7 protein-coding genes are annotated in these 13894 nt (G+C 72.4%); all 7 read left to right on the top strand.

Annotation, left to right across the window (positions count from 1 at the left end; all coding sequences use genetic code 11):
• The first annotated feature begins 30 nt into the window (after window positions 1-30).
• From ACFVT1_RS40405 to ACFVT1_RS40375, 7 genes are read left to right on the top strand one after another with little or no spacing between them, the layout of a single operon-like run.
• Window positions 31-6537 (top strand): HAD-IIIC family phosphatase, encoded by a 6507-nt coding sequence (locus tag ACFVT1_RS40405; protein ID WP_389805646.1) that lies wholly within the window; start codon window positions 31-33, stop codon window positions 6535-6537.
• A 23-nt stretch (window positions 6538-6560) separates the two neighbouring features.
• Entirely contained in the window at window positions 6561-8816 is a 2256-nt protein-coding gene (locus tag ACFVT1_RS40400; protein ID WP_389805643.1) for a thioester reductase domain-containing protein, read from the top strand.
• Entirely contained in the window at window positions 8813-9886 is a 1074-nt protein-coding gene (locus ACFVT1_RS40395) for an alpha/beta hydrolase (RefSeq protein WP_389805641.1), read from the top strand. The genes ACFVT1_RS40400 and ACFVT1_RS40395 overlap by 4 nt, the downstream gene beginning before the upstream one ends.
• Before the next feature lie 43 nt (window positions 9887-9929).
• Complete coding sequence (gene ccrA, locus ACFVT1_RS40390) at window positions 9930-11360, top strand: crotonyl-CoA carboxylase/reductase (RefSeq protein WP_389805638.1); 1431 nt, start codon at window positions 9930-9932, stop codon at window positions 11358-11360.
• On the top strand, window positions 11357-12106 hold the full coding sequence (locus ACFVT1_RS40385) for an FkbM family methyltransferase (protein WP_389805635.1): 750 nt from the start codon (window positions 11357-11359) through the stop codon (window positions 12104-12106). The genes ccrA and ACFVT1_RS40385 overlap by 4 nt, the downstream gene beginning before the upstream one ends.
• Window positions 12097-12360, top strand: coding sequence for a hypothetical protein (locus ACFVT1_RS40380; protein ID WP_389805632.1), 264 nt, complete (start codon window positions 12097-12099; stop codon window positions 12358-12360). The genes ACFVT1_RS40385 and ACFVT1_RS40380 overlap by 10 nt, the downstream gene beginning before the upstream one ends.
• Window positions 12357-13577 (top strand): glycosyltransferase, encoded by a 1221-nt coding sequence (locus ACFVT1_RS40375; protein WP_389805630.1) that lies wholly within the window; start codon window positions 12357-12359, stop codon window positions 13575-13577. Before ACFVT1_RS40380 ends, ACFVT1_RS40375 begins: the two co-directional genes overlap by 4 nt.
• Window positions 13578-13894 lie beyond the last annotated feature (317 nt).

Below are 13894 nucleotides of genomic sequence, written 5' to 3'. Positions count from 1 at the left end.
CTGGATCCGGCCGATGTCGGGTTCTCGCTGGTGACCACGCGGTCGACGTTCGCCGAGCGGGCCGTGGTACTCGGCGCCGACCGGGAACAACTCCTTTCCGGATTACGCTCGCTGGCCGACGACGAACTCTCCGGCGACGCCGTCCGCGGACGCGCCGCGGTCTCGGGGAAGCCCGTGTTCGTCTTCCCCGGCCAGGGCTCGCAGTGGGCGGGTATGGCGGTGGAGTTGCTGGATTCGTCGCCGGTGTTCGCGGAGCAGCTGGGTGAGTGTGCGGCGGTGCTGGAGGGGCTGGTCGACTGGTCGCTGGTGGACGTGCTGCGCGGGGTATCCGGTGCGCCCGAACTGGATCGTCTTGATGTGGTGCAGCCGGTCCTGTTCGCGGTGATGGTGTCGTTGACGCGGCTGTGGGAGTCGGTGGGAGTGCGACCCGCCGCGGTGATCGGGCATTCGCAGGGCGAGATCGTCGCCGCGCACGTTGCAGGCGCACTGTCCCTGCCCGAAGCCGTGCGACTGGTGGCGCTGCGCGCGCAAGCGCTGGTTTCGCTGTCCGGCAACGGCGCGATGACGGTCGTCGCGTTGCCGGAGGACGCGGTGCGGGAGCGGATCGCGCCGTGGGCGGACCGGCTGGATGTCGCGGTGGTCAACAGTCCGCAGTCGACTGTCGTGTCGGGTGCGGTGGACGCGGTGGACGAGTTCTCGGCGCGGTGCGCGGCCGACGGTGTCGGGGTGACCAGGGTCGCCGCCCGGGGCGCGGGCCATTCACGGCAGATCGAGCCTCTCCGCGTAGAACTGGACCCGGTGCTCGCGGTCACCGGGGTGAGCGCGCCGGACATCGGCTTCTTCTCCACCGTCACCGGTGCCGAGCTGGACACCGGCCTGCTGGACCGCGCCCACTGGTGGCGCAACGTCCGCGAAACGGTGCAGTTCGAGCAGGCAGTACGTGCCGCGTACCGGCAGGGACACCGGGTCTTTCTCGAAATCAGCCCGCACCCGGCGCTGACCATGCGCATCCGGGAGACACTCGACGGCGAGCGCGAAGAGATCTTTGTCGGTGGCTCCCTGCGCCGCAACGACGGCGGGATGGCACGGCTGCTGAGGTCGGCGGCGGAACTGCACGTGGCCGGGGTGGAGCTGGACTGGGCGCGCTGCCTCGCCGGCGCCGGGGCGACCCGGGTGGACCTGCCGACCTACGCCTTCCAGCGGCGGCGGTACTGGCTGGAGCCCACGGCCCCGGCCGGTGACGCGGGCGGATTCGGCTTGACCGAGGCCCATCCGTTCCTCGGCGCGGTGGTGTCCCAGCCCGACGGGGATGGCCTGGTGCTGACTGGCCGGGTGTCGTCGCGGACCCACCTGTGGCTGGCCGACCACGCGCTGCGGGGTGCGGTGCTGTTCCCCGGGACCGGATTCGTCGAACTGGCGATCCGGGCGGGCGACGAGGTGGGCGCCACCGTGCTGCGCGAGCTCGTCCTGGAGGCGCCGCTGGTCCTGCCGAACGGCGAATGGGTGCAGTTCCAGGTGGTCGTCGGTCCGCCGGACGGAACAGGCGACCGTGCCGTCTCGATCCACTCGCGCCCCGGGCAGCCCGCCGGTTCGGCCTGGGTGCGTCACGCTCAGGGCACGGTGTCGGCCGAAGCCGTGCCGCCGGCGGCCCCCGAACTCGCGCAGTGGCCACCGGCCGGGGCCGAGGTGATCGAGGTGGACGGCTTCTACCAGGACCTCGCCGGCCACGGCTACGACTACGGCCCGGCGTTCCGGGGCCTGCGCGCGGCCTGGCGGCGTGGTGCGGAGACCTTCGCCGAGATCACGCTGCCCGAGGACGCCGCGCGGGACGCGGGCAAGTACGGCCTGCACCCGGCGCTGTTCGATGCCGCACTCCACACGATGGCGTTCAGCCACGGCGAGGACCGCCGGGTCCGCCTGCCGATGGAGTGGAACGACGTGCGGTTGTCGGCCGCGGGCGCGGTTTCGCTGCGGGTTCGGATGACCGCGACGGGTCCGGACACCGTGTCGCTGGTGGCCGCCGATCAGGCCGGGACGCCGGTGGTGCGCGTGGAGTCGCTCGTGGTCAGGGAGGTGTCCGCGGCGCAGATCGCGGCCGCGACCGCGCCGGGGTGCCACCAGGACCTGTTCCGGCTGGACTGGCAACCGGTCTGCGGCGGGCCGGCAGGCAGGGTGCCGGCGGCCGTCGTGGTCGAGACGCCGGCCGGGGACAGCGCCGCCGCCGTGCACGCGGCGACCCGCGACCTGCTCGCGGTGCTGAAGTCCGAACTGGCCGACGACGCCTCCACGGCGACGCTGCTGGTGCGCACCCGGCGGGCCGTCGCGTTGCCGGGCGAGGATGTACGGGATCTCGCGGGCGCGGCCGTGTGGGGCATGGTGCGCTCGGCGCAGTCGGAGCACCCCGGCCGGATCGTGCTGGTCGACACCGACGACACCGACGAAGCCGACGGCACCGACGCCGACGACCTCGACGCCGCGGCCGTGCTGGCCACCGGCGAACCTCAGCTCGTCGTGCGCGACGGCACTCTGTACGGGGCGCGCATGGTGCGGCTCGCGGCAGGCCGGGAACCGTCGGGGATCGGCGGGGACGCCCTGCGCGGTGGTTCGGTGCTGGTCACCGGCGCGCCCGGCGGCATCGGGTCCGTGGTCGCCCGCCACCTCGTCACCGAGCACGGGGTCGGCAGGCTGCTGCTGGCCAGTCGGCGGGGCATGGCGGCCCCCGGTGCCGAAGAGCTGTGCACGGAGCTGGTCGAGCTCGGGGCCAAGGCCGAGATCGTCAGCTGCGACGTGACCGACCGCGGCGAGCTGGCCCTGCTGCTCAGCGGAGAACGACTGGCCGGGGTGGTGCACTCCGCCGCGGTGCTCGACGACGCGACCATCGCCTCGATGACCGCCGAGCAGCTCGACCGGGTGCTCCGGCCGAAGGTGGACGCGGCGCTGCACCTGCACGAGCTGACCGCGGGGATGGACCTGTCGCTGTTCGCGTTGTTCTCCTCGGCCGCGGGAACGCTCGGCAATCCGGGGCAGGCGAACTACGCGGCGGCGAACACCTTCCTCGACGCGCTGGCCACCCGTCGCGCGGCGCACGGCCTGCCGGCGCACTCGCTCGCGTGGGGGCTGTGGGAGCTCACCTCGGCGGACAACCTGGCCGACGCCGACCGGGCCCGGATGCTGCGCCGGGGCGTCCGCGCGATGTCACCGCGCGAAGGCATGGCGCTGTTCGACGCCGCGCTCTCCCTCGGCGAAGCCGTTGTCGTCCCCGCCCGGCTCGACTTCGCGTCCTTCGCCGGTACCGAGCAGCGCGCCAGGCTGCTCAGCGGGCTCCTGCCACCGCGTACGCGGCGTGCGACCGCGGCGGACCCGGCCGCCGATCCAGCCGCGGGTCCGAAGCTGGCGGCCAGGCTCGTCGGACTGTCCGAAGAGGACGCGGTCGGCGTCGTACTGGACCTGATCCGCGCGAAGGCCGCGGCCGTGCTGGGCGGCAGTCCGGGCGAACTCGATCCGTCGGGCACGTTCCAGCAGTTCGGCTTCGACTCGCTGATGGCCGTGGAACTCCGCAACGGCCTGCGTGCGGTGACCGGCGTCCCGCTCCCGGTCACCGCGATCTTCGAGCACCCGAGCCCGGTCGCGCTGGCGCGCCACCTCGTGGACGAGCTGGGCAGCGTCCCGGCGCCCGTCGCCGTGGCACCACCCGCCGAGCAGCGGACCGAGGTGCCGGAGGTCGTGCGATACCCGGCAACCAGGGACGTCATGCGCCTGCTGCGGACCGGGCAGCAGGGCGTGCCGAGCGCCGCGCACACCGTGGCCATGGCCGTCCGGCTGGGCAGGAGGGTCACCCGGGACGAACTGGAAGGCGTGCTCGCCGGGCTGGCCGCACGTCATGCCGCACTGCGCACAGCGATCCTGCCCGGCACCCAGCACACCGAACTGCAGGTGCGGCGGGCACCGGCGGGCCCGCTGCTGCGGTGGTCCGAGGTCGGCGACTGCGCGCATGCGACCGTGCAGGACCGGGTCCGGGAACTGCTGGAACCGCCGTTCGACCTGACGACCTCACCGCTGTGGCGGTTCGAACTGCTCGACCCGGGCGACGAACAGGTGCTGGTCTTCGGTGCCCACCACAGTGTTTCCGACGGGCAGTCGATGCTGCTGGTGGCCGCCGAGATCGACGCGGCGCTGCACGGCGGCGTTCCGGATCTCCCGGTGTCCGATCAGGACATCGAGGACCTCGTCGCAGCGCAGCGGGTGGAGGGCGGCGACGACACGGCGAAAGCCGCGTGGGCCCGCGAATTCACCGGTGTCAGGCGGCTGGACCTGACCCTTGCCCGGCCACGCCCGGCCGTGCGGAGCTACCGGGCCGGTGCCTGCTTCCTGGCGCTGCCCGACGGTGCGCTCGACCGGATTGCGGAGCGGGCCAGGGGACTGGGGATCACCCCGGCGGCGTTCTTCCTCGGCGCGCTGACGGTGCTGCTCGCGCGGCGGCAGCGGAGGTCCCGGTTCGCGCTGGCGGTCCCGGTGGACACCCGGATCCATGTCGAATCACCAGCCGGGGTCGGTTACTTCGGTGTCCCGGTGCCGTTCCCGGCCACCGTCGAGGACGGCGAGCCGGCCGCCGAGGTACTGCGCCGGACCGGCGGCAGGCTGCACCGGCTGCTGGGCCGCGGAGCGGGGTTCTCGGACACACTGGCCACGCTCGCCGCCGAAGGGCTGTACCGGGAAAACGCGCCCATGGTCGAGGTTTACTTCAACTACCTGAAGTCCGGCGCGGCTTTCCGGGGCGCCGAACCGGTGCCGGTCGGGCCGGGCTACTGCGACCTGGACCTGATGGTCACCGTCCTGCCGGACGGCAACCAGGTCTGCTTCTACTACAACCTCGACATCATCGACGAAGCGGCCTGCGCCGAGCTGGGCGCGGACTACCTCGCCGTGCTCGGTGAGATCGCCGACAACCCGGAGGCCGTCGCCACCACCGCGGTGCCCGAGCCGCAGGTCGCGCTTGCCGCGACCTTCGCGCTGGGCCGCCTGCCGGAGCTGTGCCGGCTCGCGCTCGGCGACTGCGGCGTGGTCGAAGCGCCGTACCACCACCTGCTGGCGGCCCTGCGCGATCCGGCCGGAGTGCTGGCGGCGCCGTCGACGGAAGCCGGTGTGCTCCTGCTGCGGGCGGCGGACCTGGAACGGTTCGGGGCGTTGAGCGAAGACCAGTGGACCGAACTGGAGCACGCGTATCCGGCCGCGGCGCGGGCGCTGGCCGAGCGCACCCGAAAACCGCTGATCGTCGGGTTCCTGCCCGCGCGCGACACCGCCCCCAGGCTCGAACGCTGGGAACGCGCGGTCGGGGACGCGCTGCGCGACGTTCCCGGCATCGCGGTGGTGGACGCCACGGGATGGCCTGCCGAGCAGGCCGCGGACCGCTTCGACGAGCGGACCGAGGCGATGGGGCACCTGCCGTTCACCCCGGAGTTCCAGGCGGCCGTGGCGATCGAACTCGGCGAGCTGGTGTCCGCGGTGCGCGAGGCGCCGCCGAAGGTGATCGCGGTCGACGGCGACGAGACGCTGTGGGGCGGTGTCGCCGACGAGTCCGGCCCGGAGACGGTCGAACTCGGGGGGCCGCGAGCGGTGCTCGCCCGCCGGTTGCTGCGGTGGCGGGACGCCGGCGCGCTGCTGGTGCTGGTGAGCAACAACGACGAAGCCACCGTGCGCGCGGTGCTCGACCGGCCGGACGCGCTCGTGCGCGCGGAGCACTTCAGCGTGCTGTCCACCGGCTGGCAGCCCAAGGCGGAACGGCTGGAGGCGGTGGCGACGGAGCTCGGGCTGGGCCTGGACAGCTTCGTGTTCCTGGACGACAACCCGGTCGAGGTGGCCGCGCTGCGGGCCGCGCTGCCGGAGGTGCTCACCCTGACCTGCCCCGGTGACGACGAGCTGGAGGCGTTCCTGACCAGGCTGTGGCCGCTGGTTCCGTCGGCCGTGACCCCCGAGGACGCGGTCCGCGCGGAGTCCTACCGGCTCGAACGCGAACGGGACGAGGTGCGGGCGCGGACGGAGTTCGCCGAGTTCCTCGCCGACCTGCGGCTGGAGGTGGAGGTCGTGGCGCTGACCGAGGCCACCGTGGAACGGGCCGCCCAACTCGTCCGGCGCACCAACCAGTTCGCGTTGCGCGAGGTCGACGACGGCGAGCTGGTGCGGTGGCGGCGGGACGGTGAGGTGTGGACGGCGTCGGCCCGGGACCGGTTCGGCGACTATGGGGTGATCGGGCTGCTGGCGATCCGGTCCCACGGGGAGGAACTGCGGGTTGTGGGGTGGCACCTGAGCTGCCGCGCGCTCGGCCGCGGGGTCGAGGAGCGCCTGCTGGACTGGTTGGCCCGCCGCGCGGAGAGCCTCGGGTGCCGGGCCGTGCGGCTGACCGCCGAAGCCACGCCGCGCAACGTCCCGGCCCGACGGCTCATCGCCGCGCTCGGTGGTGCCGACGCCGACGCGGACGAGCTGGACGTCACCGTGACCACGGCGCGGCTACGTGCGTTCCGCTCCTGGGAACAGCGATGAACGCCGGACAGAGAAGGGGTTCGATGGGGAATCCGCATGCGGCCGGGGCTGCCCCGCGCCGGACCGCCGAGGCGATCGAGCGCGGTGGCGCCGGGAAGCTGACCGTGGCCGATCTGCTGGCGAGCGCCGGCGCGCCGGGCAGCGCGGTCGCGGCACCCGCGGCCGACGTCGGCCGCTGGAACGCGGAACGGCTCGTATCGGTCATTTCGGCGGTGGCGGGCCGGATCCTGGGAAAGGAGGTCGACCGGGACACCGACCTGTTCGACGCCGGCGCCACGTCCGTGACCGCGGTCGAGATCGCCGCGGCGCTGGCGCGCGAGCACGACCTACCTGTCGAACTGGACGACCTGTTCGCCGACGCGCGGCCGCGGCAGCTCGCCCACCGCTGGCTCGCCGCGCACGGCACCCCGGCGCCTGCCGAGCCGTCCGCCCCGGCACGGCACTCCCCGGCGGTCGACGAGACACTCGTCCAGATCATGGCCGACGTCGCGCGCGCGGACAGCCTGCCGTTCGTGGGACCACCGCCACCGGACGCACCCCGGCGCCCCCTGCTTACCGGGGCCACCGGGTTCCTCGGCAGCCACCTGCTGCTGGACCTGCTGCGGCACAGCGACGCGCACGTGGTCTGCCTCGTACGCGCGGAGGACGACGAAGCAGCGCTCAGGCGCCTCGCCGAAGGACTGACCCACTTCCACCTGCCCTGGTCGGCCGAGGTGGCGCGCCGGGTGACCGCGCTGGCCGGCGACTTCCGGCGGCCGATGCTGGGGCTGTCCGCCGAGCGCTGGGCGGAGCTGGCGGACGAGGTCGACGCGATCGTCAACGTCGGCGCGGCCGTCGACTTCCTCCGCGGGTACCCGTCGCTGCGCCGGAGCAACGTGCTCGGCCCGCTGACGCTGGCGGAGCTGGCCATGACGGGCCGGATCAAGCCGCTGCACCATGTCTCGTCGGTCGCGGTCTTCAACGAGCTGGGCATCGGGTCGATGGGCGAGGACGACCCGGTGGCCCACCTCGACCGGCTCTCGGCCGGATACGACCAGACGAAGTGGGCGGCCGAGGCCGTCCTGCGCCGCGCCCGTGAACGCGGCCTGGTCGTCACCCTGCTGCGCCCGGCCGGGATCGGCGGGCACCCGGACACCGGCGCGCACAACGGGCACGACTTCTCCAGTGCGTTCCTCGCCGCGTACTCGCGCTTCGGCACCCTGCCCGCCTTCCGCTACCTGAACGTGGCCGCCGTCGACTGGGTGAGCCGGACGGCCGCGGCCATCGTGGGCGAACCGGGTGCGTGGGGTCGCACCTACCACCTCACCGGCGTGCCGAGGAGCCTGGACGAGGTCGTCCGGGACATGACGATCGGCGGCATGATCCCGCGCGTTCAGGACTGGGACCGGTGGCGGGACGAAACCCTGACCAGGATCAGGGAGGAACCGGTCCCGGAACTGGAGTTCCTGGCGCGGATGCTGCAGTCGCCCACCGCGGCGCGGCTGTGCGAGGCGCAGCTGTCCGCGCCGGCGGCGCGCTGCGACCGCACCCTGGCCTTCGCCGCCGGACACGGTCTTCCCGCCGCCTCCCCGTACGACGGCAGGGCGCAGCGGAGGACCCTGGAGGAGCTGGCCCGCAGCGGGGTGGCCCGGCTGCCGAGGCCCGGCGGCACGCCCTACCTGTGGTTCCACGAAACCATGGACGGAGAGATCGGGGCCGTCGGAGACAAGGCACGCACGCCGTGCACACTGGCGCTGCGGTTGTCGATCCAGAGCATGTACCAGTTGGTGACCGAGCGGCGGGTCGACGTCGGCGGGGACATCACCTGCGCCCTGCTGCACGCCGAGCCGCTGACCGTGCTGGCCGGCTCGCTCCGGGTGCGCCCGCAGGAGGGCATCCCGGTCCGCAACGGACTACGGCACCCCCTGATGCGGTACCGGCTGCAGTTGCGCGACGCCGACGGGCGGCAGTGGTGGCTGGCGGGCACGAAGACCGCGCGCGCCGGACGTGACCTGCTGCGCCAGACGCGGACGGTGACCGTCGAGATCGGCCGCGACGGCGAGGCGGCGAGCCACGCCGGTGAGGTCGCGGTGCCGGTGCGCAGCTACCTGCCCGACCAGGTCGACGGCCTGCGGGTTGATCCGGCCCTGCCGGAACGTGACCGGCGGCGGGCGAAGCTGATCTGGCTCGGCTGGTTCAACCTCCAGGTCGGCCGCGGCCTGCTCGAACCGTCGTTGCGTGCCGCTGCCGAACTGCTCGACCTGCGCCGGGGCGCCACCCACCAGGAGACACGCCGATGACCCTCAGCCCACTGCACCGCCGGGATGCCGTCCAGCTGGTGGAAGACATCCCGCTGCGGGTCGGGGACGGCACCCTGCTCAGGCTGCGCCGGATCGCGGTCGACGACGAACCGCGCCCGGCCGTGCTGCTCCTGCACGGGCATTCCGCCTCCTCGGACATGTTCACCCTGCCCGACATCCGCAACGTCGTCGACGTACTCGTCGACGCCGGGTACGAACCGTGGCTGCTGGACTGGCGGGGGAGCTGCCGGTTGCCGTACAACGAAACCGGTGCCCGGTTCAGCTACGACGACGTGGCGCTCTACGACATTCCCGGTGCGGTGCAGCACATCCGCGCGCGCATCGGCGAGCGGAAGCTGTTCGTCGTCGCGCACTGCATCGGAGCGCTGGCGCTGTCGATGAGCCTGACGGCGGGCCTGGTGCCCGGCCTCGACGGGGTGGTGGCCCACGGCGTGTTCCTCACCCCGAAGATGAGCGGATCGGCCAGGATGCGCGCCTCGTTCGGCGCCGAACTGCTGCGCACCCGCTTCGACCAGCTGCCCAGCGACTTCCGCAAGGTCGGGCTGTGGTCGCGGTACACGCCGCTGTTCGCGCTGCTGGCCCGGCGTGCTCCCTGCCCCGATCCCACCTGCGCGCTGGTGCACCGCAACTGGGGCCTCGGCGGGACGCTGTTCGTGCACGAGAACCTGGACCCGCGCACGCACCGCGGGCTGGCCGACCTGTTCGGCCCGGTGCCGACCTGGATCATCCCGCACCTGCGCCGGGTCGAGCTCGCCCACTCGGTGGTGCGGTGGAACGACCACGACGACCGCTACCGCGTGCTGCCGGAGAACGCGCTCGACGCGGCCGACCGGATCGACTGTCCGGTCCTGCTGCTGTCGGGGAGCCGGAACGAGGCGTGGTTCGACTCCAACAAGCTGTGCCACGAAGTGCTCTCGGCACGGCAGCCGCACCTCGACGTGCGGTACGTCGAGGTGCCGGGGTACGGCCATTTCGACGCCTTCGCCGGACGCGGTGCGGCGCTTGACGTGTTCGGGCGAATCCTGCGGTTCCTGGACGAGTTCCGGTGAGGCAGGGGGCTGCGGTCAACACAACCACGATCGGAGTGATGCAGTGGACAGCCTTGCCCACGCGGTGGCCGAAGGTGCCACGGGAGAACAGCTGCTGGCCGAGCCCGTTCCGGCCGACTACCTGGCCGCTCACCTGCGCCGCGAGGACGTGGGGATGTTCCGCGGCATCGCGGACAAGGACGTGCGCAAGTCGATCAGGGTCGGGTACGTGCCGATGCCCGAACTCGCCCCGGACGAAGTCCTCGTCGCCGTGATGGCCAGTTCCATCAACTTCAACACCGTGTGGTCGGCCACCTTCGAACCCGTGCCGACCTTCGGCATGCTGTCGCGGTTCGCGCGCCAGGGCGGGTTCGCCGCCCGGCACGACCGGGACCACCAGGTCATCGGGTCGGACGCGTCCGGGGTGGTGGTCCGGGCGGGCAGCGGGGTGCGGCACTGGAAGCCCGGCGACCACGTCGTGGTCAGTCCGGTCTACGTCGACGACCAGGAACCGCTGACCCACCACGACGGCATGCTGGGCGCGGGCCAGCTGGCGTGGGGCTACGAAACGAACTTCGGCGGCCTGGCCACCTACGCGGTGGTGCGCGCCTCGCAGGTGCTGCCGAAACCGGCGCATCTGACCTGGGAGGAGTCCGCCTGCTTTGCCCTGTGCGCCGGGACTGCGTACCGGATGCTGGTCGGGGAGCACGGCGCCAGGATCAAGCAGGGCGACATCGTGCTGATCTGGGGCGCGACCGGCGGGCTCGGCGCGTTCGCGGTGCAACTGGTCAAGAACGGCGGCGGGATCGCCGTCGGTATCGTCGGGTCCGAGGCGAAGGCAGGTCTGGCGCGACGGCTCGGCTGCGACCTCGTGATCAACCGGGAAGAGCTGCCGGACACCGGGGAACCGGACCTCGCCGCGCGGTCGCAGGCGGTCGGCAAGCACATCGGCAGGATCATCCGTGCCGGGCTGGGCGAGGATCCGCATGTGGTGTTCGACCACGTGGGCCGGGAGACCTTTGGGGCCTCGGTTTTTGTCGTCCGCCGTGGTGGAGTGGTGGTTACCTGCGGTTCGACCACGGGCTACCAGCACCAGTTCGACAACCGCTACCTGTGGATGAACCTCAAGCGGATCATCGGCAGCCACGGGGTCAACTACAGCGAGTTGGCCGAGTGCACCCGGCTGTTCCGGCAGGGCATGCTGCGGCCCGTGCTCTCGGCCACCTATCCGCTCGCCGAGACCGGTGAGGCCGCCCGCCTGGTACAGCTCAACGAGCACGTCGGCAAGGTCGCCGTGACCTGCCTGGCGCCGGAGCCGGGCCTCGGTGTGACGGACCCGCGGGCGCGCGAGCGCGCCGGGATCGAGCGCTGGCACGAAACCGTCGGGCCGGCCGGGGGACGACCAGGCCGGAGCCGGCCCGACCGAGCCGTGCGGCCGGCTCCGGCCCCCGCTCCAGCACTTCCGAGCCTGACCCGAAAGGCGACCCCGATATGAGCCCGACCCTGATCGAATTCGACGGCGGATTCTCCTGCTACGCGCTGAGCGAGATCGAGGCCCGCTTCATCCACCAGGAGGTCTTCGTCGATCACGCCTACGGTGACGAGGACCTGGGCGAGGCCCCGTTCATCGTGGACGTCGGCGCCAACATCGGGCTGTTCTCGCTGAACATGCGCCGGCGGTATCCCGGCGCGCGGATCGTGGCCTACGAGCCCGCACCCGAAACCGCGCGCGTGCTGCGGCGGAACCTGGAGCTCCACGGGATCACCGACATCACCGTGCACACCCACGCGCTCGGTGCCGAGGCGGGCGCCGCCGCGTTCACCTACTACCCCGCCATGCCGGGGAACTCGACGTTCTACCCCGAAGGGAAAGCCGGTCAGAAGCAGGTCACCGCCGAACTGGTCGGCGCCGAGCAGGCGGAGGCGCTCTTCGCCTCGAGCCCGTTGACGGTCGGCGTCGAGCGGCTTTCGCGGTCGCTGGCCGAGCACCACCCGGACCGCACGGTGATCGACCTGCTCAAGATCGACGTCGAGGGCGCGGAACTCGACGTGCTGGCGGGGATCGACGAAACCGACTGGGCCAGGATCCGCAACGTCGCACTCGAAGTGCACAACACGGCGGTCTCACAGGTCGACGACGTGGAAGAACTGCTGCGGGACAAGGGAATGACCGTGACCAGCGAGCCCCACCCCCTCCTGGGGCAGGTCCTGGGAGTCTGCAACGTGAGGGCGTGCCGGTGACCGCGTTCCGGCTCGACGGCCCCGTCCTGGACCGTGGCCGCACCGGCCACCTGGCGTTCGGCCACGGGATCCACTACTGCGCCGACCACACCCCGGCCGGGCCCGGAGCCCGGAGCGCGATCGAGGCGATCTTCCGGCGGCTGCCCGGCCTGCGCCCGGCCGGAACCCCGGAACGGATCGCAAGCCCGGTCCTGCGCGGCCTGCGGACGCTGCCGGTGTCACCGAAAGCCGGAGCGCGAGGAGGCGCGGTGTGAAGATCGCAGTGCTGTCGCTGGGCTCGCGCGGCGACCTTGAGCCGAACCTCGCCGTGGCGGAGGAACTTCGCACCCGTGGCCACCACCTGGTGCTGACCGTGAACACCGCCCACCTGGACCGGGTGAGCCAGGCCGGTTTCGAGGCGTGCGAGATCCCGGTGGATCTCAGCGGGGTGCTCCGGCAGTTCATGCTGTCCCGCAGCCTGGTCAAGTTCGGCAGGGAAGTGGCGCGTCTCGAGGCCCGCGCCGGCGCCGCCATCGACGAAGCGCTCATCGCCGGCTGTGCGGGCGCAGACGCCGTCGTGACCAGCCCGATGACCACCCTGCGCGCGCAGTGCGTCGTGGAACGGAACGCGCAGCCGCTGGTGCTCAACCTGCCCTACCCGCTTGAGCGGTCGAGCGCCTACCACCCGTCGTTCCTCGGCGACTACTTCCTGCCGCCCCTCCTGCGACGGCCGGCGCACGCCGTTTTCGAGCAGGTCTACCGGCAGGCTAACCGGGCAACCATCCGGCGCATCCGCCGGCGGCTCGGCCTGCCCGGCACCGGCCTCAACTCCTTCGCCCGCCTGCGGGCGCAACGGACACCCCAGGAACTGCTGGTGAGTCCGGTGTTGTTCCCGAAACCGCCCGACTGGCCGGACTACTGCACGATCGCCGGCATGCCGGCGTCCTCCGGTGAGCGGAACCCCGACCCGGAACTCGATGTATGGCTGAGCCATGGCGAACCACCGGTGTTCTTCGGATTCGGCAGCATGCCACTGCAGGACCCGGCCGGGCTGCTCGAACTGATCGGCGAGGTCGCCACGCGACTGGGCGTGCGCGCACTGGTCGGCGCCGGCTGGTCCGACCTCCCGCCGGGCGACCGGGGGAGGACCTTCGTCGCCCGCTCGATCGACTACCGGCGCGTGCTGCCGCGATGCACCGCGGCGGTCCACCACGGCGGCTCCGGCACCACCCACGATGTCGCCCGCGCGGGCATCCCGGCGGTGGTCGTGCCGGTCGGTGGAGACCAGCCGCTGTGGGGCAGACAGGTGCGGGATCTGGGCATCGGTGTCACCTTCCCGTTCCGGAAGCTGACGGGTGAGGGGCTGCACGACGCGCTCGCGACCGTCCTGGCTCCACAACCCCGGCAGCGGGCGAAGACCGCCGGACTGGCCGTGCGGCGCGAGAACGGCACCCTTCGGCTCAGCGACACCGTGGAACGGGTCCTGCTCTGACCGGGAAGGTTCACCGGAGTGAAGCTCAGCCGAGCGGCTGCTCGGCGCACGATCTGCTGCAGCGTCTGCCCCTCCTGGCCGGTCACTCTGCGCACACGGACAGGCTCTGCCACCGCGACCCCGGCAGCCGGATCGGACGTCACCGCACATCCAACCGCCGCGACCACTGACCCGGCGAACCTTCCCGGTCAGGCGGGCAGTGCGAAGGAGCGGCACGGCGTGCTGCTCACGTCCCCCAGTACGAAGAGTTTGCGCCTGTGTGGGCTGCTGTTGTTGAAAAGAGGTCTCTGCGTCCGAGCGGCAGCGCGATGCGCTGC

Origin of the sequence: Streptomyces sp. NPDC057963 (genome assembly GCF_042887155.1) — a bacterium.
Lineage (GTDB): Bacteria > Actinomycetota > Actinomycetes > Streptomycetales > Streptomycetaceae > Streptomyces.
The sequence above is the reverse complement of the archived record's forward strand: the minus strand, read 5'-3'. Positions and strand labels throughout refer to the sequence as shown.

What these genes read in the sequence shown, in the direction of transcription:
- ACFVT1_RS40400 (WP_389805643.1), top strand. Translation starts at nt 6,561, where the DNA reads ATGGGGAATCCGCATGCGGCCGGGGCTGCCCCGCGCCGGACCGCCGAG.
- ACFVT1_RS40395 (WP_389805641.1), top strand. Translation starts at nt 8,813, where the DNA reads ATGACCCTCAGCCCACTGCACCGCCGGGATGCCGTCCAGCTGGTGGAA.
- ACFVT1_RS40385 (WP_389805635.1), top strand. Translation starts at nt 11,357, where the DNA reads ATGAGCCCGACCCTGATCGAATTCGACGGCGGATTCTCCTGCTACGCG.